16 protein-coding genes are annotated in these 23,929 nt (G+C 44.5%); 1 reads left to right on the top strand and 15 read right to left on the bottom strand.

What is annotated here, in order from left to right:
• Positions 1–115: 115 nt before the first annotated feature.
• On the bottom strand, positions 116–2,380 hold the full coding sequence (locus BUB08_RS15570; RefSeq protein WP_083570805.1) for a PAS domain S-box protein: 2,265 nt from the start codon (positions 2,378–2,380) through the stop codon (positions 116–118).
• Between the two features lie 413 nt (positions 2,381–2,793).
• Here BUB08_RS15570 and BUB08_RS15565 point away from each other — a divergent pair, with 413 nt between their 5' ends.
• Complete coding sequence (locus BUB08_RS15565) at positions 2,794–3,618, top strand: hypothetical protein (RefSeq protein ID WP_073002810.1); 825 nt, start codon at positions 2,794–2,796, stop codon at positions 3,616–3,618.
• Between the two features lie 361 nt (positions 3,619–3,979).
• On the opposite strand, the gene BUB08_RS15560 is transcribed toward BUB08_RS15565, so the two are convergent.
• From BUB08_RS15560 to BUB08_RS15495, 14 genes are all read right to left on the bottom strand, one after another.
• Positions 3,980–4,438 carry a V-type ATP synthase subunit K gene (locus tag BUB08_RS15560; RefSeq protein WP_073002809.1) on the bottom strand — a complete coding sequence of 153 codons (459 nt, stop codon included), beginning with the start codon at positions 4,436–4,438 and terminating at the stop codon, positions 3,980–3,982.
• Between the two features lie 35 nt (positions 4,439–4,473).
• Positions 4,474–6,312, bottom strand: a complete 1,839-nt coding sequence (locus BUB08_RS15555) for a V-type ATP synthase subunit I (RefSeq protein WP_073002808.1) — start codon at positions 6,310–6,312, stop codon at positions 4,474–4,476.
• Complete coding sequence (locus tag BUB08_RS15550) at positions 6,309–6,917, bottom strand: V-type ATP synthase subunit D (protein ID WP_073002807.1); 609 nt, start codon at positions 6,915–6,917, stop codon at positions 6,309–6,311. Before BUB08_RS15550 ends, BUB08_RS15555 begins: the two co-directional genes overlap by 4 nt.
• An 18-nt stretch (positions 6,918–6,935) precedes the next feature.
• Entirely contained in the window at positions 6,936–8,255 is a 1,320-nt protein-coding gene (locus BUB08_RS15545) for a V-type ATP synthase subunit B (RefSeq protein ID WP_073002806.1), read from the bottom strand.
• Between the two features lie 35 nt (positions 8,256–8,290).
• Positions 8,291–10,057 carry a V-type ATP synthase subunit A gene (locus BUB08_RS15540; protein WP_073002805.1) on the bottom strand — a complete coding sequence of 589 codons (1,767 nt, stop codon included), beginning with the start codon at positions 10,055–10,057 and terminating at the stop codon, positions 8,291–8,293.
• Complete coding sequence (locus BUB08_RS15535) at positions 10,044–10,907, bottom strand: DUF2764 family protein (protein WP_073002804.1); 864 nt, start codon at positions 10,905–10,907, stop codon at positions 10,044–10,046. Before BUB08_RS15535 ends, BUB08_RS15540 begins: the two co-directional genes overlap by 14 nt.
• Complete coding sequence (locus BUB08_RS15530; protein WP_073002841.1) at positions 10,904–11,518, bottom strand: V-type ATP synthase subunit E; 615 nt, start codon at positions 11,516–11,518, stop codon at positions 10,904–10,906. Before BUB08_RS15530 ends, BUB08_RS15535 begins: the two co-directional genes overlap by 4 nt.
• A gap of 528 nt (positions 11,519–12,046) precedes the next feature.
• Complete coding sequence (locus BUB08_RS15525) at positions 12,047–15,310, bottom strand: ABC transporter permease (protein WP_073002803.1); 3,264 nt, start codon at positions 15,308–15,310, stop codon at positions 12,047–12,049.
• Between the two features lie 38 nt (positions 15,311–15,348).
• Entirely contained in the window at positions 15,349–16,023 is a 675-nt protein-coding gene (locus tag BUB08_RS15520) for an ABC transporter ATP-binding protein (protein WP_073002802.1), read from the bottom strand.
• A gap of 57 nt (positions 16,024–16,080) precedes the next feature.
• Positions 16,081–17,394, bottom strand: a complete 1,314-nt coding sequence (locus BUB08_RS15515; RefSeq protein WP_073002801.1) for a glycosyltransferase family 4 protein — start codon at positions 17,392–17,394, stop codon at positions 16,081–16,083.
• 70 nt (positions 17,395–17,464) lie between these two features.
• Positions 17,465–18,574, bottom strand: coding sequence for an outer membrane protein assembly factor BamB family protein (locus BUB08_RS15510; RefSeq protein WP_073002800.1), 1,110 nt, complete (start codon positions 18,572–18,574; stop codon positions 17,465–17,467).
• Between the two features lie 72 nt (positions 18,575–18,646).
• Positions 18,647–20,209: an FAD-dependent oxidoreductase gene (locus BUB08_RS15505; protein WP_073002799.1), complete on the bottom strand. Its 1,563-nt coding sequence runs from the start codon at positions 20,207–20,209 to the stop codon at positions 18,647–18,649.
• 57 nt (positions 20,210–20,266) lie between these two features.
• Positions 20,267–21,349: an SGNH/GDSL hydrolase family protein gene (locus BUB08_RS15500; protein WP_073002798.1), complete on the bottom strand. Its 1,083-nt coding sequence runs from the start codon at positions 21,347–21,349 to the stop codon at positions 20,267–20,269.
• 221 nt (positions 21,350–21,570) lie between these two features.
• Entirely contained in the window at positions 21,571–23,913 is a 2,343-nt protein-coding gene (locus BUB08_RS15495; protein WP_073002797.1) for an NAD(P)H-dependent oxidoreductase subunit E, read from the bottom strand.
• Between the last annotated feature and the right edge of the window lie 16 nt (positions 23,914–23,929).

The following is a 23,929-nucleotide window of genomic DNA, read 5'->3' as shown; positions in this document are numbered from 1 at the left end:
GGCTTCGCATACTCAGCCGCCCCTGACAGAACTCAAATCCCGTTCAAAAAAGCTTTTACGATTAATAATCCAGAAAATGAATTAATTTTGAATGATAAAAATTACCAGACAGAGTTTAGATTACATTCCCCGGATTAAGGATATCCAATACTTCGTTTATAACATTTGAAACGTCGATTGCTTCCAACGACAACGAAATCTGGTTGGTTTCAATTCTGGCAATATCCAACACTTCGTTTATCAGCTCCAACAGGTGTTTTCCGTTCTTCAAAATCTGGCGGATATTCTTTTTGAACTTTTTGTCCATCTCGCCCATATCCAACAGTTGGGCAAACCCCAAAATCGAATTCATCGGGGTACGAAATTCGTGGCTCATGCGAGAGAGAAATTCACTTTTTGCATGATTTGCCCGTTCTGCTTCCAACTTTGCCTTGCGTATTCTTTCTTCTGATTCAATGCGTTTTGTAATATCAATAATATTGGCAAGAACCATCTTTTCACCATCGTATTCAATGGGGGTCAAACTAACCTCCACCGGAAACTGTTTTCCATCGGCTTTTCGTGCAAATAAATCTTGCCCTTCTCCCATTTTTATTGACTCCGGGTCTTCAAAATCAGTATCGGTATAAGATGCTTTAAAAAGTTTTTCCTCTTCAGGAATGAGCATTTTTATATTGGCTCCGATAAACTGAGCGCTATTGTAACCGAAATACTCTTCGGTCATGGTATTTGCAATATGAATTGTTCCGTCGGAATCGACCAACATTGCAGAATATGGAGAGCTGTTAAAAATTAACCGTATTCGTTCTTCTGCTTTCTTTCGAATTTCAATTTCTTTTTTTAGTGTCAGGTTAGCTACTTCCAATTCCGTGGTTCGCTTTTTAACAATCCGCTCGAGTTCTTCATTTATTCTACGAATTTTTTCTTCGGCCTCCCGCTTTTCGCTAATATCCTCAACTATTCCGTCGTAATACTTTGTTCCATCAGGATTGCGAACAATTCTTGCATTTTCCCTGATGTAAATACTCCTTCCATTTTTTGTTTTCCAGACTCCTTCGAGGCCTTTTATATAGTTATCTTTTTCAATTTGTTCGACGAACTGCTCACGGGAAACATCTGAACTAGCATCGTATCCTTCCTCATTCAGATTCCTGTTTTTCAATTCACTCAAAGAATCAAACTCGAGCATTTTTATCAACGCGGGATTGGCGTTTATTATGCTTCCTTCAGGAGTAGACTGATAAATTCCCAACGGAGAATTGTCAAAAAATATCCGGTACTTTCTCTCACTGTCAGCCAGTTTTCTATTTAACCACTGAAATAAATTGAACATTCCCACAAGCAATGCAATAATAAGAACAGCCAAAGCGATTACTGTAAACCGAATATTTCGAATTCCCGTGAATGCCTCGTGCTTACTAATTTCTGAAGCAATTCCAAACCCATATTCATAGTCCCATGTCCAGGCACCAATTACTATGTCGCCTGTATAATTTTTATATCCTTTAAGATTTACCTTCGACTCGCCCCTCATAAGGCTCTGTGCCGCCTCAGTATATTCAGGTTCACTATCGAGTTGCGTCCCCTGTGCATGCTGCGAAGGAACAGCTACATTTACATTAAGGATTTCACTTTCTCCCGGACGAACCACGCCGGCGTTTTCCATCCAGTCTCTAAACCGGCTGTGACTTATCATCTGCCCCGAATCACTCACACAATATGTTTCCCTGGTTTCTCCCAACTGTGCCCTCTCAAAAATGGCAGTATAATTATCATTCGGATTAATCCTCAACGCAAACAGTGCTATAATTTTACCTGTTTTATCTTTCACCGGAGTACCGACAAACATTGTTGACCTTTCTTCCACCAAGACACCCCCATGGCCAGGAAGAGGAACATCGGAAGCAATGGGTAGCGTTAATACAGTTTCTCCCGCCCACATTCTTTTTAGCAAATCAGGGTGCTGTACAAGTACGTTCAATGTTCCTGTATTACTGTCTCTCGACGAAGCAATGCTGATATTATCTCTATTTATTAAAAAAAAGCCTTCATAATCATCTCCCGAATAAAACGGTTTCAACCGTTCCCTAATTCTGTGTTCTGCCTCCGACTTAAGAAGCTCCTCGTTAGTTGGCTCCACCTTTAATAATTCTTCTGCAAGGGGAAGCATTTCATTTGCCCATATCCTGCAATTTTTCTTGTGTCTGTCAGCCCACGAGCGAAACCCCTGGTGGGTTGTTCCCAAAATGGTATTAAGATAAATACTGATGTCTTGTTTTTCCTGATTTTCAATTTTATTCATGCTTATTACTGAAGCAAGAATCACGATAACAATCGCAAGGACTAAAGAGACGGGAAGAGTATGTTTAATGTTTCTCATACGGTAATGTTCTATTAGGGATTTTGAGATTTAAACATATATTAATACTAAATAACGCAGTTTTTCGCACATTACCAAATCTGAATCGACAAATCGTATTCAACTGGTTCTCATCAAATAAACACAACAACGCAGTTTTTCAAATAGCGTTCTGCCGAGAATAGCTTGTTTTTTTTCTGACGACTCCAGTCAAAATAACACGAATTCATAACCACAACATCCAACAAAAGGGAATACAACAGCCTTCCTATTTATGTTAAAAGTCAGCAAAAACTAACACTGTCTATTCATCGCATTTGCTTTTAACCCGGCTGGTTGGAAGAACGCCCTGCGCATGCCTATTTAAACGAAAAATGTATCTTTGAAACTTCTTAGTTTAGAAATAAAAAGATAATTCACGAGCAACCAGATTGATGAGCCAAAAATTACAAAATTCAATAGCCTTCTCTTTTACGCTGATTTTTTTCCTGACTTTTTTCCCCGGAATAAAGTCTTATTCATCAACAACGGATAAAAACGGCAACTGGTCGTTTTCTGTCGGTACCGGAATATCAATACTTAGCAGGGAGTTTTCGAAGGATCTGGTGCTTTTGGATAATGAATTTCAGCACCAGCCGGGGTGGGCTCTGGATATAAACATCGGACGAACATTGGGTAACCACTGGGAGCCCAACCTGAGGCTTGGATTATTCAACCTGTACGGAGAAAGCAACAGTCCTGATTTTTCAGCAGTAGGACAACACTTTTCTCTATCAGGCGTAATATACTTGCTTCCGGTACAGTACGCTACCAATGGCGGTTCAGTGTCAGGAATCATGCGCTACTATATAAAAAGCTTTTCAAACAAAAAAAGGACGGGTTTTTATTTTAATCCTTTTTTAGAAGCGGGTGCCGGAACTAACTTTTTTTCGACTGAACTACGCTACAAAAATCCGCCACCGGATCCATCCAAAACCGTTATTTTCGACAAGGGGGTTAACAGCAAAGAAACCACTGCAAACATTGCCCAGTATACGTTTGGACTGGGAACAAAATTGGGTGATCCCCGAAAAATGCATTTTGTAATTTCGTATAATTTCGATATTGTAAACTATGCGTGTCTTGACGCTGTGCACAACTACACCGGCGCCGAAAGGAACCACGCCAGAGGGATTATCTCAAAGTTTATGGCCGGCGTGGTAATTCCGCTGGGTAGAGGAAACAGCTCCGAAAATAGTTATTTACCCTGGAGCCCGTAATTAACTTTTCGGTGCATCTGCAGAGGACGAAGGAAACCCGCAATATTCAACTGTTCATCCCTGAAAATTCGATTTCACGCTATCAGAAGCTACGCACACTAACAAGTCGAACCGAGCCTGTCAAAGCCGACAAACTTGACAGTGTAAACAAAACCACAAACAGAGTTTAACAAATCAATTCGTTTAATTTCTTTCCACAACTAACTAAACCCACTAAACGCACTCTACACTCCTTTCTTTTGTTGTCCCAAACGAATAAAAGTACCTTCTGCCAAAAAATAGCAAAAGATACTTTTATGTAGTCTCCCGGGAAACAAACATTAACCCCGGAGAATCTTTCAAAATAAACTATAATTATTCTTTACCCGGCCACTGCGCTTCCGATAAGGAATGTAGCTGCCAGAGCAATAATTGCATACAATTCTGGGAATACTGCAAGGATAAGCGTTTTACCCGCAACATCGTACCCTGAGCCAACTGCAGCAATACCATTGGCACAAACCTGTCCCTGACGAATGGCAGACAATAACCCTACAAGACCCAAAGCCAAACCGGCTCCAAATACAGACGCTGCAACACCCCATCCGATAGTCGTTTGCAAAAGGCCAAAACTGTCGAGCAGGAAGTAGCCGGCAAAACCATACAACCCCTGACTTCCCGGAAGCGCAGTAAGCATAATGTAGTTACCAAATGCATCTCCGTTCTTTTTCATAGCCCCAACAGCTGCATTTCCAGCGATGGTTGTCCCAAACGCACTGCCAACCCCAGCAAGGCCGACCATTAATCCAATTCCAATGTAAGCTAAAACAATAGGTTCCATTCTCGATTTATTTTAAACGTTATTACTTATTTATTTTATTCATTTGTTTTTGAAGCAGGCTCTGCAAAAGGTTTGTAAGCCTTGCCCCCACCGGTAAAACCGGCATTCTTATAAAACTCTACAAAAGTTAAACGAATGGGATGCACAAATGCTCCCAGCGACGACATAAAAATTGTAATTCCATGCCCGACAATCAGAATAATGATCATCACAATCGGGCCAAAAATTACATTGTCGGGTTTCATGCTCATTGCCATGCTGTTAAACACCAGACCCAGAATAGCGCTTGAAACGCCCAACGCAAAAAGACGAATGTACGAGAGAATGTCGCCCAAAAGACTGGTAGCCATACTGTAAACATCCCACAGCCCGGCACCAACATTGATAAACACATTTCGTTTAGGATGATTCAGCACCAGGATGAGAACTCCTGCTACTGCAAAAACCACATTTTGGATTATCCCGGCAACCTGCGGCGAAACTACCTCGCCCGATTTCAATCCGTAAACAGCACCGGAACCAACAAGCAAAATTAGCCACCCAATGGTTGAAAGAGAGTACCAGAACCCGTGCACCCGGGTAATGTTAACTACCTTAAGAACCATTCCGAATATAATCTGAATAGCTCCAAAAATAATGGCAAGATTAAAAAGTTCGTCGGTGCTAATCATGTATGATTTTACACTTTCTAACCACGGAATATCGGAGTTAATCAGGTCTATCCCGAAAAACGTTCCGGTGAGAATACCAAAAATTACTGTGGCAAGCCCCAGCCATTGCGCCAGACTCATTACCGATTTCAGATTGGGCATTTTCTTTTTCATCCACTGGGCGGCGGCCATAATTACCAAACCATACCCGGCATCGCCCAGCGAAAACCCGAAAAACATCATGTAGAACGGAGCGAAAAACGGCACCAAATCAAGTTCTTTATGATTCGGTAGTTCGTACAATTGGCCAATAACCTCATAAAGCCGCGCAAACCGGTTGTTCTTTAAAAGGATAGGCACTTTGTCTGTTTCGTCCGGTTTTTCAGCGGTAAAAAGTATCTGGTTTTGTTCCAGAAAAGCATCCAGTTCTGCTTTTTTTGTTTCCGGAACCCAGCCTTCCAGCAATTTCACTTTCCCGTCCACCTCTTCGGTGGTTTGAAGAAGTGCATTCTGCTCTGCCAGCTGCTCCTGAATCTCGTTGTGGTAATCCTGCAAAAGAGGTTTGCTGAAGAAAGCAATCTGATGCAGTTCATGATTCAATGCATCTGTTTCGCTCTTCTGTTTATCAATTTCGGCATTCACTTCACTTAACGAGCGATCGGGCAAAATCAATTCGTCTGCCCCCGAAATTTCATCAAATCCGTTCTCAGGAACCCCTCCTTCGGCTTTTTCAATTTTCACAAAATAACGGTAGCCGTCCAGATCGCCAATTACCCGCAAGTAGTATTTATCTTCCCAGGAGGGATCGTATTTTCGTATGGCGCATGTCATAAATCTGATGTACACGCCTTTATTTTCCAGAAGTTTTACTTTTTTCCAATCGAAATCGCCCCAGGGCTTCAGCTGCTTTTTATCTTTTTCAAACTGCAAAATCTGGTTGTGAGTATGTTCCAACTCTTTTTCGATAACTTTCAACCGGTTGAAAACCTCTTCGCCTGTTGCCAGTTCTGGTTTGGTTTTCGTTTCCTCCGGATCCAGCATTTCAAGCTTTTTGGCTTCCTTATCCACTTCCGTTAAATGCCGGAAAAGCTCCTGCATTTCGGGAGTAGGTTCGTTGTTTTTGGTGCTGATATGCACTACGCCTATTTTCCTAATGTCTTTCAGAAAACTTTTGTAGGCGGAATGATACACCAAAAACGTGTATTTATGCATTGGAACAATCATACCTCAGCCTCCTGTCTTTGTTTTTCCTGCCTGTCTTTTACAATCTTTTGCGCCGACTTCGACAAATTATCCTGGTCTTCCAGAAACCTCTTTATTTTTCTGATGGCATCCTGGAAACCCGGAATCTGAACCTTTTCGTAAAGGTTCACTTTCTGAGTCGTCTTTTTTCGGGCAAAATCGAGCAAATCCATTTTTTTAAGGAATACTTCCCTTTCAATGGCTATTTCAGCAATCTTTTTAATGATTGACATTCCGTCGGGAAACCAAACGGGTTGGTTAAACAGATTGGCGGTGTTGGTCTCAAAAATAATATTTTCGAGCACCGGTGTAAAAACCCCGGCAATTTTTTTTGACGAGAGTTCCACATCTTTAATTCGAACCAGGCTCTGGTCGAATTCGCCCCACAACCGCGACATATTTTCAAACGATGCAATCTGTCGATTGTAATCATCTTCCAACTCTGCTGCTTTGTCTTTGGCCCGTTTCACCTCCACGCGCAGTGCCGACTCTTTGTTCTTCAGGGTAGGCAATGCCCGTTCCCTGACCTTCAACTGTTTGTCGAGCCCCTGTAAAGCTGTTTTATTATATTGAAATTTTATGGCCACGTAAATTCTTTATTTGGTTTAACTCTTCCAGTACTTCTCAACGAGGTTCTCTCTGATAGCCACTTCTGCTTTTTTGAAGTGCTTGCCAAAAAGTTCCCATGTAATATCCAGCATGGTATCGGTATCCACGTTTACGTCGATGGCCAGAATCTGGTCTGAATACTCTTTTGCAAACTTCAGCGTCCGTTCGTCGTAATCGGTCAGGTCAAAACCATTTTCAAGCTTGGTGCGCGCATTGGCAGCATCGGCAAATAACCGGATGGCCGAGTTCATTACCTGCGGATGATCTTCGCGGGTTTGTTTCCCGATTACCAACTGCTTCAACCTTGAAAGCGAACGGAACGGGTCAACAATCACCTTTCCAATATCTGAATCGCGACGTAAAAACAACTGTCCTTCGGTAATGTACCCGGTGTTATCCGGAATTGCATGTGTAATATCTCCGCCGGAAAGGGTTGTTACCGCAATAATTGTAATGGAACCACCCGACGGGAACTGCACAGCTTTCTCGTAAATTTTTGCCAAATCAGAATAGAGCGATCCCGGCATGCTGTCTTTGGAAGGAATCTGGTCCATACGGTTTGATACAATACTCAGCGCATCTGCATAGAGTGTCATATCAGTAAGCAAAACCAGCACACTTTCGTTTTTATCTACTGCAAAATATTCGGCTGCAGTAAGCGCCATGTCCGGAACCAACAACCGTTCAACCGGCGGGTTTTCTGTGGTATTTACAAAGCTCACAATTCGGTCGAGCGCACCTGCATTGTCGAATACGTTTTTAAAATAGAGGTAGTCGTCGTTGGTAAGCCCCATTCCGCCCAGAATAATTTTATCGGCTTTCGCACGCAGCGCCACCATTGCCATCACCTGGTTATAAGGCTGGTCGGGGTCGGCAAAAAACGGAATTTTCTGTCCGGAAACCAGCGTATTGTTCAGGTCGATACCTGCAATACCGGTAGCAATAAGGTTCGACGGCTGTTTACGGCGCACCGGATTTACCGACGGGCTACCAATATCGCGCACTTCGCCCTGAATCTCAGGCCCGCCGTCGATTGGGTCGCCGTATGCGTTAAAAAAGCGCCCGGCCAGTTCGTCGCTCACCTTCAATTGAGGTGGTTTGCCGAAAAAGCTCACATGGGCATTGGTAGGAATCCCTTCTGTTCCCTCAAAAATCTGAAGCGTTACATCATCCCCGGTAATTTTTACAACCTGAGCCAGCTTACCATTCACGCTCGCAATTTCGTCGTAGCCAATTTCTTTGGCTTTTAACGTAACCGTTGCTTTGGTGATGTTTGTTAATTTTGTATATACTTTCTGAAATGCCTGACTTTCCATAGTATTTCTTTTTCTCGAGTTAATTGTTGCCTTAATTAATTTGCCTGCGTTTTTAACAGTTTTTCAAGCGCTTCTTCGTGCTGTTTGAAGTTGTCCGAATCAAATTCAGAATAGTTCATCTGTTTGAATTCGTTAATTACTTCTTTGAAGAAACTGCTCACATCTTCAAAGTGATTAAATGCGAAACTGCTATCCACAACATCCAGCACTTTCGACAACATATATTGCTGACGTTTCATGGGAGTAGAAGAGTCGATTTTGTCAAACGCATCCTGTTGCAAAATCACAAAGTCGATGAGTTCCGACTTCCAGAAAGTTTCGTGAAACCCAATAGGAACACCGTCGTCACCCAAAATATTTATTTGTTCCATTGCTTCTTTTCCGCGCAACAAAACGTCTTTTGCCTTATTCACTTCATTCAGCCATGAGTCACCTACGTTTCTCGCCAAATTTTCCTGAACTTCGGGATATTCGAGGTATTTCGAATAACTGTCGATGGGGTCGATCGCCGGATACCGCTTACTGTCGGCACGCGCCTGGCTAAGGCCGTAAAAACAGCGGGCAGCTTTACGGGTACTTTCGGTTACCGGCTCCTTCAGGTTACCACCGGCAGGCGAAACTGTTCCGATGAAGGTAATTGAGCCGGTGCTACCGTTGTTCAGATAAACAAATCCGGCACGCGAATAGAAGTTGGAAATAACTGCAGACAAGTCCATCGGGAATGCGTCCGGGCCGGGAAGCTCTTCCAAGCGGTTGGACATTTCGCGCAATGCCTGTGCCCAGCGTGAGGTTGAGTCTGCCATTAGCAGTACTTTCAATCCCATCGCACGGTAATACTCACCAATAGTCATGGCCGTGTAAACCGAGGCTTCGCGGGCGGCAACCGGCATATTCGAAGTATTTGCAATAATAATTGTACGTTCTATCAGTTTTTTCCCGGTACGCGGGTCTTCCAGCTCCGGGAATTCCGTAAAAACTTCAACCACCTCGTTGGCACGCTCGCCACAGGCTGCAATAATTACAATATCAGCTTCGGCCTGTTTTGAGATGGCGTGCTGCAACACGGTTTTCCCGGTTCCGAACGGCCCGGGAATAAATCCGGTTCCTCCTTCGGTAATCGGATTTAGCGTATCCATACACCTAACACCGGTTTCGAGCAGTTTAAACGGGCGCGGCTTTTCTTTGTATGAACCAACTGCCAGTTTTACCGGCCATTTTTGCACCATAGTCAGCCGGGTTTCAGCACCATCTTCGTCTTCTACCACTGCAATATTGTGGTCAACTATATATTCGCCTTCGGGTACAATTTCTTTTATTTTGAAGGAGCCCTTCATTTTAAAAGGCACCATAATTTTGTGGGGCTGGTCATTTTCGTTCACTTCGCCCAGCCAGTCGCCGGCCTGCACTTCGTCGCCCACTTTGGCAATGGGTTTAAATGCCCATTTTTTCTCCCTGTTCAGCGGGTCGGTGTACTCTCCGCGTTTCAGGAAAATACCTTCCATTTTATCGAGGTCGTTTTGCAGCCCGTCGTAATTTCTGGAAAGGATACCGGGACCCAGGGTAACTTCGAGCAGGTGCCCCTGAAATTCAACTTTTGAACCGGTTTTCAGTCCGCGGGTACTTTCAAAAACCTGCACGTAGGCTACTTTTCCAACAACTTTAATCACCTCCGCCATCAGGCTTTCATTTCCCAGAGAAATGAAACAAATTTCGTTTTGAGCCACCGGCCCGTCCACTTCTACCATTACCAGGTTGGACACAATTCCAACCACTTTACCTGTTGTTTTATTATCTTTTTCCATAGGTTATCGCAAATTCTTCAGGAAATTCAAAATTGGATTGTATTTCTTCTAATAACTGGCTAAATATCTGTTGCCCTTTCTCTTTATCGAGTTCGAACCAACGTTCTACAATGAAAACTTTTTGTACAAACCCCAATACTTTCTCTATGGTGAAATAGTTGAAGAATGTATTTTCATCGATATAATGCCAGGTGTGATTATCGAGTTTCAGCTCCCTGTCGAGCAGATTTTCCATATCAAAAATCTGTACAATGTTTTCGATGTCGCTGATTTCGCCAGCCAGACCAAAATCACGCGACCTGCTTTTTTTCAGGGCGTGGGTCACCTCATCGTCGCCAATAATTGCTTCTTCAAACGGAATATTGTGTTTTCGCCCGTTCAGAGCCAGCATAATATTGGCCATGTTTTGTTTGAACTTTCCCAACCCCGCAACAAACTGATTTCCGGAACCGGCCAGTGCTTCGTACCATTTTTCGGCAAAAAACTTTACGGCAGCAGATTTAGGTAACGCTTCATGGTCGTTGTAAAACAGCTCCACAAAATCCATGAAATAGGATGGGAAAACCGTCGCGTCGATCAACTCAATCTGCTTTTTATCGCCAAACTGTTCCAAATCTTCCCGGGAATAATTTCCGCGCTCGTCCCAATCAAACTCTTTTTCATACAAAAGGTTAATCAGGTTCTCATGATCCCATGGCAGGTAGAACATTTTCACCACCTCAAAATCGGCCGGATGAAGTTCTTCCTGCAAATAACTGCGCAGTTTCACCGAAGAGAAATGCAATTTCTTATCGTCAGGAATGAGGTCGGGCAAGCCTGCTACAAGGCAGTAGTAGTTTCGCTTGTTCATTTTCCCTCCTCAAAAAGTATTTGACTGGTTTTCGGACGCAGGTATGCTTTGAGGAAATTGGTAAAATCCTCATCTGAAAAACTGATGATGTAACTTCCGTCTGCCGGACCGATTTTAAACCCGGATTTAATGTGTTGTGCAAACGAAACTTTCAGTCCTTTATTCATCTCATCGGCCAGGTTATTTTTGAAAAAGCTTTCCAGTTGGTTTCTTTCCTGCTCGGGCAGAATTACATTTACATCAAAAGCTTCTTTTTCCATCCAGCCTTTAACAACGGTTGAAATCAGGTTCTGCAGGTAATCTTTGTCGGAAAACAGCTCTTTTACCGGTGGCTGAATTACCTTCATCGAAATCAGAGAAGTAATTTCCTGCTTTATTGCAGAAACAGCCTGGTTCAGTGTCATTTTAATTTCCGAATCCACCTGTTTTTTCAACTCCCGGGCTTTGTCGTCAGCATCGGCCAATAACTTTTCAGCTTTCTTTTGAGCATCTTTTTCGATGCCGGCAGCCTTTTCCCTGGCTTCTTTCAAAATAGCTTCCGCTTCTTCCTTCGCTTTTTGAACACCCTCGTTGTAAATGGTTTCAGTTAATTGTTGAATCTTTGAATTCATATATTGTTGATATTTAAATTTCCTCTTATTAACGAAAAATTTCTTTATTAAAAAAGAAACATATTGCGCCATTATTTTTCAACGCGTACTTATCAAAAAACGTAAATGTAATAACAAGATTTTAATAAAAATGAAGGAAAATCATCTAAAATTTAGGTTTTATGCCGCATAATATATTTTCTGAAAAACCGGCAGTACAGAGAAAGAGGTATTTAACCAAGTAGAAGAAAATCTCTCAAAAACAGGTAAACAAACTCAACCTGAACAGGTTTTACAAGTAAATCAGAGGAAAACAAGCAATGGATTTTTATTTAACAGAAGAATACCCCGTTCCACCCTGGTTAACATTTAGTTAACATTCGGGGTAATATTGAAAAACCAAATCTTTAAAATTCATTCTTTCAGGAAGATGCAAGAAAAAACATTTTTCACCCTAAAATGCACACACAAAACGCAGTCAACCACAAGCACAAACTACAATCAACAAAATTGATTAGCAATGAATTCATAACCATAAACACGCTTTGCTCACTCTTCCCTTACCCCCAAAGCAAGCTTCTTTTTGCGAAGCGATAACCAGCTTAACCCGGCAATCCACGCAACACCGTTGGCCAAAATCAACGCAACAATTATCGCCACTGTTCCCAGCGAAGCATCTGTATTGGACGAAACAAACGACGGAAGCGTTGCCACAACTGCCGTTACAAAACCCGACAGAACACCGGCGACCAACAACATCAGGTATTCAGTTGCCAGCAACCTGAATAATTGCCCGGTGTTAAAACCCACAGCCTGCATGAGCGCAATTTCGCGGCGGCGTTCTAAAATGGTGCGCGCCAAAATTATTGCCAGCCCAATTGTTCCGAGAATCATTCCGAGTGCCCCAAGCGCCAGAAAAATACTGAGGTAAGTATTGGTTACCGAAAAGAATTCGACCAGCCGTTTTGCTGTCGGTTCCATCTGCCAGCCATAATCGCGAAAAACAGATTGCAGCTCTTCGCCTATTTGCGACTCTTTCTCCTGCGACCCGTCAATCAGAAAAATATAGGAACCGCTGTTGGTCGGATAATTTTCAAGAAAATGTTTATTGGAAATAATCACATACCCCTGAAAAACAGAAGGAGTAGTTCCTGCGATTAACTTCAGCCGTAACGTGTCGCCCTGTTCGTTCTGGTATAGCAACTCGTCGCCCACTTTTTTGCCCAGCCCCCACTGAATAACTGTTTGGTCGGCAATTGCCGGAATGGCTCCGTCATCCAATGGCGCATTCAAATCAAGCCAGGGATCTGCCGAATTGAAACCATCCATGAGTGCAGCAAACGAAAACCGGCCTTCCAGCTTCTGCGGATCAACACCCAAAATAGCTGGCTGCGCAATACGATTCAGATTTAAACAACTGGCATCGTCGCCCTGCACTTTTCTGAACTGCACAGCGGTAAAATCTTCGTAGATGCCCTCTTCTGCCCGTTTTTCCCGATCGTTCAAATTATACAACACCGGCATTGTGGTTTCAGCAAAGTACAGAAACCCTCCCGTTCCACTTGACTTATCCTGGGCATTAGCAAACAAATCGAGCTTGTTCGAACCGGTTGAAATCACTAAAAAAGTTCCCAAAGCGAACAAAATAACCACAGTTAGCGAACGCCCTTTATTGCGTGCAAGGTTTAATACAGAAAGCGTAGAGAGCCTGATTTCGTCAGTTTTCCGGCGATCCAGTTTCAACAATATTTTTCTGAATCCCAACAAAAATCCAAGCAACAACAAACCTCCCGACAAAAAGAAAAGCATCGCGTCGAGCGCCCCCGGATGCAGCAACTGCAACAATACCAAAACAAGCGGAACAACCAGAGAAATCCACATCGCAACATCCAATGCCCGGCTCCAGCCTTTTTTCAATCCGGACTCTGTTCGTTTTTGCAACTCGGCAGTTTTTCGGCGCTGGTAACGAACAATGGAAACATAAATAGCGCCCAGAGAAACAACCAAACTAATAATTAACCCGGCAACCAAAGTAGTAGGAAAAATTTTTATCAGCAGCACATCGGTTCTGACTATATCAAACCAAAGTGTATTTAAAATGCGAAAAACAGCTGAAGTATACAAAACGGAAAACACCAGACCCAAAAGTCCACCGGCCAGTGCCACCACTAATCCTTCGAGCAGAAAAATGCTACGCACCTGCCTTTCTTTAAAACCAAGTGCCGCCAAAACGCCCACTTCTGCTGAACGTGTTTCGAGATTGAGGCGAAAAAGCAAAACGGTTAAAATAATTGCCGACACCAAAATAAAAAAGCTCAACCCTAAAAACAGGCCGCTAAAATCGGTTCCATTTCTGGCAGCGGAAACTCCCTGCTCCCGAATGGGTTCAACAGTCATTCCCAGGTCTGACGGCAACACATTTTCAGAAAAAACCTGCCGAAAATTTTCCATATCAAACGTTGCAGCAGGGTACCTCACGGCAGTGTACGAACCAAACCGGTTCTTCCAAATTTCCAGTGCTCTATTCAAAGAGACGTATGCTTTAGGCGCTCCTCTCCACTCGTTCCAATATTTTTCATCTTTGTCGCGGATGGCGTCTAAATCAATTGGCACGCCGGCATCCCATTCCCGACAGTGTCCGGCATCAGAAAGCCCAGGCAACCAGGGCATCCGCGTTGAGTCCGCCCAAATTTCATTCATAGGTACAATTTCTTTCAAAATGAACCCTGCCTCACAATTTATCAACTTTCGAAGCGGCCCAATCTCAAAATACTTCAATTTAATCGAATCCCCCGGACTGACGCCTAAATCATCAGCAGCCCATTTGGTGAGGATAATTTCATTGTCGGCAAGTTGTTTATCGCCCAGCGAGGAGACAAACGAATACGGAATTTGCGGTGTACCTGCCACTGAATCCGCTCGCACAATTCCATTTACAAAGTAGGTAATCAGAGGTTTTGCCGCGGGCAATTTTCCCAAAGTTTCTGCAACTTTTGGTTCCATAAAAACCCTTTCAGTAGAAATTTCCAGTTCGCCGGTGGCTTCAATGGTTCTTATTTTCAATCCGGCATCTGCCGGGGTCAGGCAGTTTTTTACCGATTTTAGCACTGCATTCGTTCCGAGGTGGGTTGCAACCAACAAATGGTTTGCCTTTCCTTCAAATTCCATCAACCGGTTCAGGCGTTCTATTGAAAGAAAAATATTGTAAGGCGCTGTTTGCGAATTCCTCAGGCTAAAACGCCCCATTTCTTCCCGTTCCACAACTTTTTTTATGACTGCCCGCAACGAAACGCTGATTTCATCGCCAGACACAAAAGGCGCGTTCAAAGGAATTAAACTGGCCTTTTTTATGCGAACCAAAATATTGTCACCGGCCACCACGTCCAGCCGCTCAGCCAGGTTTTTACTGATAATTATTTCATTATCCTGAAGTGTGGAAAAAACTTCCGAGCGGGCAATTTTTTCAAAACTTTCATCAACGCCCACAACCTGCACCCTGTTTGCGCGCTGTTGACCGCCACCTGCCACGGCTACCCCTTCGAGCAGCAAAACAGGCGCAGCTTCAATATCCGGATTATCGGCCTCAATTTCGGAAGCCATCTCCTGCCTGAAATACCGCTCGGTAACTGCTACCAAATGAGTTGTCTCGCCCAAACGATAAAAAGCAGACTGTTCCAGACTATACCGAACCGAATCCCCGATTATTAACGAACCGGTTAAAACCATGGCGCTTATTGCCACTCCAAATGCTACCAGAAGATTGGCCTTCAGGAAGTAGCAAAACGACTTAAAAATGTAACCGAATTTTGTCATAAGAGTCCTTTTTTTTCCCGAAGTCTCACATTGAAAGCTTAAACCAGTTTTCCGTTTTTCAGCAGGTACTTTTTATCCATTCTGTCGGCCAGTGCCGCAGCGTGCGTAACTGCAACCAGAGTAACGCCCTCTTCGTTGCTTAACTTCACCAGCAACTCGGTGAGTTCTTTGGCATTCTCCTCATCGAGCGCGCCGGTAGGTTCATCGGCCAGCAGTAATTTTGGTTTATTCATCAGGGCACGCACAACCGCAGTACGCTGGCACTCTCCTCCTGAAAGTTGCGATGGTTTTTGATCACGTTGTTCCCAAATGCCCACTTTCCGAATAAGATACTCCGCCCATTCTTTTTGCTCTTTTGAAATGCCTTTTCCCTGCGGAAGCAGCGGCAACAATACGTTTTCCATGAGGGAAAGTTGTGGCATCAGGTGGTGAAGCTGAAATACAAAGCCAAGATGTTTGTTCCGGAAAGTGGCCAATTCGGCTGTTGAATAGCCGGTAATATCTTTCCCTTCGAATAAAATGTCTCCTTGCTCCGGCTGGTCGAGCGCACCAACCAGGTTTAGCAACGTGGTTTTTCCCGAGCCACTCGGCCCGACGATGGCAATTTTTTCACCGCTTGCCACCTGCAAGTCCAGTTTATTCAAAACTGCCCGGTAGCTGTGAGAACCCGGCTCGCCGTACCCTTTAGTTATGTTTTGCAGTTGTAACAGCATAATATTTTGTTTTCCACCCAGGCATATCCTGCGGGTGATTTATCGTGTAAAAACCAATTATTTCAATCCTAGCTGATCTGATTCTGGGAGACAAAAACTTTCGTACAGGCCGATAATTTCTTTGGCATGATTATGAATATTGAACTTTTCCCGGGTTGCTTCATAACCATTCCGGCTCAGTTCCTCCATTTTCTCCGGGCTTGATAACAGATCGGCCCAAGTTTCACTCAGCTTTTGCGGTGTGTTGGGCATGTAAGTTACGCCGCCGCCCGACAGCTCAACAATTTCGGGAAACGCGCCCAAAGCCGGCTGCACCACCGGAACCCCGGAGGCCATTGATTCCAGCAGGTACATTCCAAACGCCTCGCCAATTCGCACCGGCACCGAGACCAACGCTACTCTTTTGAAAAAATCGTTTACGGCCTTCCCTTCAAAATCGGGTAAAATTTCAAACGAATCCAGCAGATTGTTCTCCTTCAGTTTCTTCTTCTGCGCTTTGTTAAAACGGGTATCGTCGCCGGTTGCGCCGCCTGTTGCAATAAGCTTCACATCATCAAAACCGGGTTTCTTTTTTAAATCAACAAAGGCATCCACCACAATATCGAACCCGTCTTTGTGGCACATTCTGGAGATGTACCCGATGTTGCGTTCTTTCTCGCCGGGAGAAATATACTGGTAATCATCCACATCCACGCCAAGATGAATGGTTCTCACCTTTTCATCCGGAAGACTCATCCGCTGCTTCATTACATCAGCAAAAAAATGGCTCACAGAAACCAGCGCATCCACGTCCTTCGCCCGCTCGTGCATTAAATCCCATATTTTCTTCTGAAACTGAGGCTGCATCGGGTCAATCCAAACATCTTCATCCTGTAGCGAGCAAAACACAGGCACCCCTATTTTCTCTTTCAGTCGCTTTGCCAGCCCCAAAAGCAATGCGTTGGAGATGTGAATAATATCCGGTTTACAATGTTCGGCAATCCAGTTCACCATGAGTTCCAGCTCTGCCTTTTGCTCGCCCTGTTCGCCCAGCAACATGGAGATGGTCATATCTTCCAGTCCCTTGGCGCGAGTAGAACCGGCCATGGAAGCTGCCATTTTCATCATCATTTTTGAATTCAGCAATTTGTCAACCCAACCGGGCGCTTTTCTAAAAACCGGATAAACCTGTTTCAGATACAAACTGATGGCTCCATAAAAAATAGGTACTTCCGAAATATCGTGTTCATCGGCAAACAACGGAAGGTACATGGGGATTTTAGTAACTTTATGACCTTCAGCACGCATCGCATTAAAATACTTGCTGTCGCGCAGGCAATTTCCGCAGTAAAAACTTCCTCCCGAACCTGGTATAATCTGAATGATGTTCATTTTCTATTTTGTTACACAATGCGAAAAAAACAAAGTGATGAAATTTCCACGACCTCATCAATAACAAATGTTATTCTCCGAAACAGTAAACATTTCCATCGTAGGCTCCCACATAAATACGCCCCGCAGCCACTGCCGGATTGCTGATTATCTGGCTCCCGATTTCATAAGTCCAGATAACTTTCCCGTCGGAAAGGTTCACCAGGGCCAAATCGCCTCTCATATTGGCCACCACCACCTTATTTCCCGCAACAACAGGAGAAGCTTCCACCCTGCTTCCGGTATTGTACTCCCATTGCTTTTCGCCGTTATTTTTATCGAAACAGTACAGGAATTTATTGTGATTGGCCGCAAACAGCCTGTTTCCAAGAATTGCGGGAGAAGCAATAAACGGCAAAGTGGTGTTCTCGTCTTTCCACACCCACGACGTTTTTTCATTTTCGATATCCACCTCAAAAAACCGCCCGTCGTAATCGCCCAGATAAGCCTTGCCATTTTCCAACGCCGGAGAACCCGGAACATAAGATGCCACATCAATCTTCTTTTCGGCCTTTCCGGTTTCAATGTTTACCACGTGCAAAAAACCATCGCAGCCGCCAAAAAAAGCCTTTCCGCCGGAGCAGGCCGGAGCCCCGTTTATAAAGTTATCCGACTCGTACTTCCACTTCACCTCTCCGGTGCCGGCATCCACACAATGCAGATAATAATCGTAACTTCCTACCAAAACATAAGTGGTTTCGCCGATTTTCCACCAATTGGCAGAACCAACAATCTGGTTTTCGGTTTCGTATTCCCATTTCTTTTTGCCTGAGTTTAAATCGAGCGCATAAAAAGTGCCGTCGAGATTACCAATATAAACGACATTATTGTGAATAAGCGCCGCTGCTTCAATGGCATTTCCGGTTTCAAATTTCCAAAGTAGTTTTCCCTGTAAATTGAGGCAATAAACAAAACCGTCAGTTGACCCGATGACCAGTTTTCCATCGGCCACAACCGGGGCAGACTTAATGTTGTCACCGGTTTGAAAAGTCCAAAGCAGGTTGGGGCGCGCAGGAAGTTTGGTTTTTGAAACACCATTCAACTCCTGATTTCCCCGAAACACAGGCCACGAATCACCAGTCTGGGCAATTGCCGGCATTACCAGCCAAAAAATGAAATGTAAAAGCAGTATCCGTTTCATCTTCATTTTATTTGAATTCGAGGCAAAATAGAAATTCTTCGGTTTCAACGTTAAAATTACAAATTTCTCCTTCTACTCGGGAGGACAAGTCGTTTTAAAAGAAATGGCACCTGTAGGACAACTCTTTGCCACCTTTTCTGCTGTTTCTGTCAGGCCTTGCTCCAGTTCTTCGTTAAAGGGCACTCCCATTTCCACGTCGAAGCCCCTGCCAACGTATGTAAATCCGAACTTCTCTCCTTCTTTCTCTGTTAGCCTGACGCAAATGCCACACTTAATACATTTCTGCGGCTCATAAACCAATGTGGAATGCGTGGTTAGTTTGGTTATTTTCCGGCGTTCACTGGTTTTAAACCGCTTCTGGTCCGCCTGATACCGGTCGGAATAAATTCGCAGTTTACAATCGTCGATAGCACGACAATCGCAATGCAGGCACCTTTTGGCTTCCGCCACGGCTTCCTCAGCCGAAAAGCCATGGTCGCCGCCTGCGTCCGGATAATTTCGTTTTGCCGGTGCTGATTCTTTCATGAACTCTGAAAACTCTTCACTGACCAGCTTTCCAAACCTGGAATTAAAAATGCGCGACTCGCCTTTTACCGGTTGCCCGCACAGGTACTGCCAAACAGAAAAGGCCACCTCTTTTCCCTGCCCCACCGAACGCACCGCCAGCCTTGAGGTTCGCAACGCATTTCCAATGGCGAACACATTTTCTATTGAAGTCTGGTAACTGTTTTTATCAACGACGAATCCTTTTGGAGTGGCCTTCAATCCGAAACCGGAAGACTCATCGCCAATGGTTCCCGAAGCAACTACAACGGCATTAAACTCTTTCCGGATTTCCGCAAACATTTCTGCATCAATGCTTTTTCCTCCCTGAAAATTCACCCCTGTTTGCAGAATGGCGGCAATTTCTTTGTCCAGAACATCCGGAGGTAAAATGTCGCTGCTGATTTCAGTTCTCAACTGGCCTCCGGCTTTGTCAGCTTTATCAAAAAGAGTGACCTTTATTCCGCGCAACCGCAAATAATAGGCAGCAGCCAACCCGGCCGGACCGGCGCCAATTACCGCCACTTTGTATTCTGTTTCTTCTGCCGGCGCAATCACGTTTCCAGTGCCTTTATCGCCAACAAAACGTTTTAACATGCAAATAGAAACCGGTTCGTCCACCGTTTTTCGGTGACATGCGCCCTCGCACGGAGCCGGGCAAATGCGCCCCAGCACAGCCGGCAAAGCGATGTCGCGTTTCACCGCTTCCAGCGATTCATCAAACTTTCCGGCAGCTATCAACCGGTTCATCAACGGGATGTTCATGTGGGCCGGACAAGCAACCTGACAAGGTGCTTCGCAGTCGCCCACATGCTCGCTGAGCAGCAATTCCAACGCCGTCTTCCGCGCTTCTGCAACTTCGTCGTCGTCGGTAATTACATCCATCCCGTTGGTTGCTTCAATCGAACACGACGGAATCAGTTTACCGTTCCTTCCATCTTTCACCAGGCAAAGCATACACGAAGTAAAGTGTTCCAGCTCATCGTGCCAGCACAGGTTGGGAACATCGATTCCCGCTTGCTGAGCCGCTTTCATCACCGAAGTACCTTCTTCTACCTGAATCTCCCGGTTATTTATTTTGAGCTTAATCATATTTTACTTCAATGTGGCTAAATGTCCTGGTTCAATTAATTGTTGTTCGCAGTCGAACTAATTTTTTATCATCCGTTTACGCAATACCGGATACAGATTTTCGGCCATGCGTTTGAATCCTAAATCGGTTAAATGAACGCCGTCAACAGTTGCTTCCTGGTCGTTGCCAATTAATTTATCCGATTTCACGTAGTAGATATTTTTGTCGCCGCCTTTTTTTCTCTCGTCGAAAATACGCTTCAATGTTGCATTCTTTTCATTTAGCAATTTAAAAACATGCTGGTCAAAATGTCTGTGCGGGAAGAGAATAGTTTCCACAAAAATGATCGGAGTTTCGGGCTGGCCTTCACGAATAAGCTCAATAAACTTGTGGTACTTTTCGTTCATCTGAGCCACAGAAACATTGGGCACACAGTCCATAACAATGCAGGAAGAAGGAATAGTAGCAATTGCTTCCGCCACTTCGAGATCGAGCTGGCCGTTTCCGCTAAAACCCAGGTTGACAATCTCCCGATCGAGCATTCGCCCAAGAATGTTAGTGTACGACATACCTGCCCGCGAAGCGCATCCGCCCTGTGTAATACTGGTTCCGTAAAATACAATCGGATGGCCTGTTTTTGGAGAATTAATCGCCGGACCATCTAAAAGTGCGTTTTGTTCAACGCCAATTTCCAGGCTTTTCAATCCGTCGTACAAGGGCAGGTACAGCATGTACTCCATCTCATCGCCTGTCATATTCTGAATAATTACGGCGGTGGTAGATTTAGCTTTGGGCCGACCCGAATTTACGAACTGCCATTTCCCGTCTTTCAGGCAGTACAAATCCAGCCCTTTTATGCCGGTCATGGTAAAATGGTTCATAAAAACATCGCCGGTAACTTCCCATTTAGCGGCAATCACTGTTGAATTGGTACGAAAACGAATAGCCATGCCACTGCAATTTTTCGACAGATTCCACACCGGCGGACGGGTAGTTGACTCCAGTGCGGAGGGCAACCTTTCGTAACGGGTTTGAGTATCAGTAAAGCCTTTTCCAATAACAGGAAAATCAGCTGCATCAACATATTTTAAACTATCGGGGGAAACCGAAAAGCCGAATACCGGCAAAACCAAAGCAAATAATACTAAAAAAAGTCTCATGTGTCTATTTAATTTTAAAATCGCATAAAGTGCTTCATCTTATTGTGGAGCAACGCCTTTATATTCGTTATATCAGATTTGTATTTTAAATAATCATTTTTTCGTTTACCAAGGAACAAAGATGCCAAGAAAAATAAATTTTCCGCAACACTTGTCACAACATTCTATCTCCATTTTTAGCCCAAAACACCAGTTCTGAAAGCAAACACAGGAAACTGCATCTACTTCACATCAATAGCGTCTACCGGACAGGCAGCCCGGCAAGAATCGCATTTAATGCACAACCCGGTATCGATGCTGTGCTTTTCATGCGGCGTAAACGGGATGGCATCTACCGGACATTTTTGAGCACACATGGTACACCCGATGCAATCGTCGTTCACCGAATAAGTAATCAGTCCGGTGCATTTTCCGGTGGGACAAACTCCATTTATGTGCGCTTCGTACTCGTTTCTGAAATATTTAAGCGTACTAATTACCGGATTTGGAGCAGTTTTTCCCAGCCCGCAAAGACTTCCTTTTTTTGTCCACTCTGCCAGTTTTTCCAGCTCTTCAATATCTCCGGGCTTTCCTTTTCCTGCGGTTATGTTTTCCAAAATATCCAGCATTCTTCTGGTTCCCACCCTGCAGAAAGTGCATTTTCCGCACGATTCGTCCTGCGTAAACGACAGGAAAAATCTGGCCATGTCCACCATGCAGTCGGTTTCGTCAAGCACTACCAAACCACCGGATCCCATCATTGCGCCCATTGCTGTGAGCGATTCATAATCAATTGGCGTGTCGGCATATTCCGCAGGAATGCAACCACCCGACGGACCGCCAATCTGAACGGCTTTAAACTTTTTTCCGTTGGCAATACCGCCGCCAATAACTTCCACCACTTCATGAATGGTAATTCCCATTGGCACTTCAATCAGTCCGCCGCGGGCCACTTTTCCGGCCAGTGCAAACACCTTTGTTCCGGTGTTTCCGTGGGTTCCGATTCCGCTAAATTTTTCTGCACCTTCGCGAATGATGTACGAAATCTGCGCCATGGTTTCGGTGTTGTTCACCAATGTTGGATGCCCCCACAAACCTTTTTGGGCAGGGAATGGCGGACGAATTCTCGGAAAACCACGACTTCCCTCAACCGACGCAATCAACGCTGTTTCTTCGCCGCAAACAAAAGCGCCCGCGCCTTCGTAAATATTCAGTTCCAAATCAAACCCCGACCCCATTATATCATTTCCCAGAAAATTATTCTCCCGGCAGATTTCCAACGCCTTTCGTACGCGTTTTACGGCCAGCGGATATTCCGCCCTGATATAAAAATAACCGTGGTGAATCCCCACTGCGTAGGCAGCAATAATCATCCCCTCAATTACACGATAAGGGTAACTTTCCAAAAGCATCCTGTCCATAAAAGCGCCGGGATCACCTTCATCGCCGTTGCAAATCAAATATTTTACCTCACTTTTTTCTTTCTTCACAAACTCCCATTTCACACCGGTGGGAAACCCGGCTCCTCCCCGGCCGCGAATACCGCTCTTCTTCACTTCTTCAACAACCTGATCGGGAGATAACATTTCAAACATTTTTTTCAGGGAAGAAAATCCACCACGCCGCTGATAGTCCTCAATATCGAGCGGATTGATAATTCCCCGGTACTCCGTAGCAATGGGAATTTGGTTGCCAAGAAACGATGCCACGGGTTTTTCGCGCATGCTGATTTCGTAACGCTGCACGCCGTCCCAGTTACGATCCGTCTGAATCTCCTCCGCAAAATGAAAAAGCCTGCTTTTTATTTTTGAAAGAATGCCCGGCGGCTCAAAATGACTTTCAATAATTCGTTTTACGTCTTCAGGCTTCACTTTAGCATAAAGCGTAGGTTCTCCTTCGTTGGGAACAACCTCCACCAGCGGAACCTGGTGACACATTCCCACGCAGCCCACATGTTTCAGTTTCACCCGAAGGCCACTTCGGTTCACTACGCTTTCCACCTCCTGTTCGATTTCGCCGCTGCCACTTGCCACACAACAGGAGCCCAGCCCGATTCTGATTTCACCTTTGATTTCGGTGCCGTCTGCTTTCCTGAATTTTTTTGCACCTTTTTTTCCCTGCTGGCTTTCAAAATCCGCAATTACTTTGTCTACCTGATCCGGCGCCACATGACCGTAAGTAATATCGTCAACCTGAACCACCGGCGCCAGCGTACAACATCCGAGGCAACTAACTTTTTCCAGTGTGTATTCGCCGGTATCATCCGTATCGGTTCCCTGCGGCAAATTGAAATGACGACGAAAAGCATCGTGAACAAGTGAAGCCCCTTTTACATGACAAGCAGTTCCCACACAAATTTTCACCAGATGCTTTCCGGCGGGCTGCATTCTAAACTGTTTATAAAAGCTGGCCACTCCAACAATTTCAGAAGGAGTAATTGAAGTTTTTTCCGCGAGATATTTTAATGCTTCTTCAGGCAGGTAATTGTATTCGTGCTGAATGGCTTGCAAAATCGGAATCAGGCTCTTTTTTTCAGCACCTTTTTCCTGAATAATGCGATCTATATTTTGAAAGTTGCTTGTCATACTCATTTTCACAAAA

Source organism: Mariniphaga anaerophila (genome assembly GCF_900129025.1).
In the GTDB taxonomy this organism is placed as follows: domain Bacteria; phylum Bacteroidota; class Bacteroidia; order Bacteroidales; family Prolixibacteraceae; genus Mariniphaga; species Mariniphaga anaerophila.
This window is presented reverse-complemented; position numbering and strand designations above follow the sequence as displayed.

Coding starts and splice junctions, on each gene's coding strand:
- BUB08_RS15570 (WP_083570805.1), bottom strand. CDS start 2,380: ATGAGAAACATTAAACATACTCTTCCCGTCTCTTTAGTCCTTGCGATT.
- BUB08_RS15565 (WP_073002810.1), top strand. CDS start 2,794: ATGAGCCAAAAATTACAAAATTCAATAGCCTTCTCTTTTACGCTGATT.
- BUB08_RS15560 (WP_073002809.1), bottom strand. CDS start 4,438: ATGGAACCTATTGTTTTAGCTTACATTGGAATTGGATTAATGGTCGGC.
- BUB08_RS15555 (WP_073002808.1), bottom strand. CDS start 6,312: ATGATTGTTCCAATGCATAAATACACGTTTTTGGTGTATCATTCCGCC.
- BUB08_RS15545 (WP_073002806.1), bottom strand. CDS start 8,255: ATGGAAAGTCAGGCATTTCAGAAAGTATATACAAAATTAACAAACATC.
- BUB08_RS15540 (WP_073002805.1), bottom strand. CDS start 10,057: ATGGAAAAAGATAATAAAACAACAGGTAAAGTGGTTGGAATTGTGTCC.
- BUB08_RS15535 (WP_073002804.1), bottom strand. CDS start 10,907: ATGAACAAGCGAAACTACTACTGCCTTGTAGCAGGCTTGCCCGACCTC.
- BUB08_RS15530 (WP_073002841.1), bottom strand. CDS start 11,518: ATGAATTCAAAGATTCAACAATTAACTGAAACCATTTACAACGAGGGT.
- BUB08_RS15525 (WP_073002803.1), bottom strand. CDS start 15,310: ATGACAAAATTCGGTTACATTTTTAAGTCGTTTTGCTACTTCCTGAAG.
- BUB08_RS15520 (WP_073002802.1), bottom strand. CDS start 16,023: ATGCTGTTACAACTGCAAAACATAACTAAAGGGTACGGCGAGCCGGGT.
- BUB08_RS15515 (WP_073002801.1), bottom strand. CDS start 17,394: ATGAACATCATTCAGATTATACCAGGTTCGGGAGGAAGTTTTTACTGC.
- BUB08_RS15510 (WP_073002800.1), bottom strand. CDS start 18,574: ATGAAACGGATACTGCTTTTACATTTCATTTTTTGGCTGGTAATGCCG.
- BUB08_RS15505 (WP_073002799.1), bottom strand. CDS start 20,209: ATGATTAAGCTCAAAATAAATAACCGGGAGATTCAGGTAGAAGAAGGT.
- BUB08_RS15500 (WP_073002798.1), bottom strand. CDS start 21,349: ATGAGACTTTTTTTAGTATTATTTGCTTTGGTTTTGCCGGTATTCGGC.
- BUB08_RS15495 (WP_073002797.1), bottom strand. CDS start 23,913: ATGACAAGCAACTTTCAAAATATAGATCGCATTATTCAGGAAAAAGGT.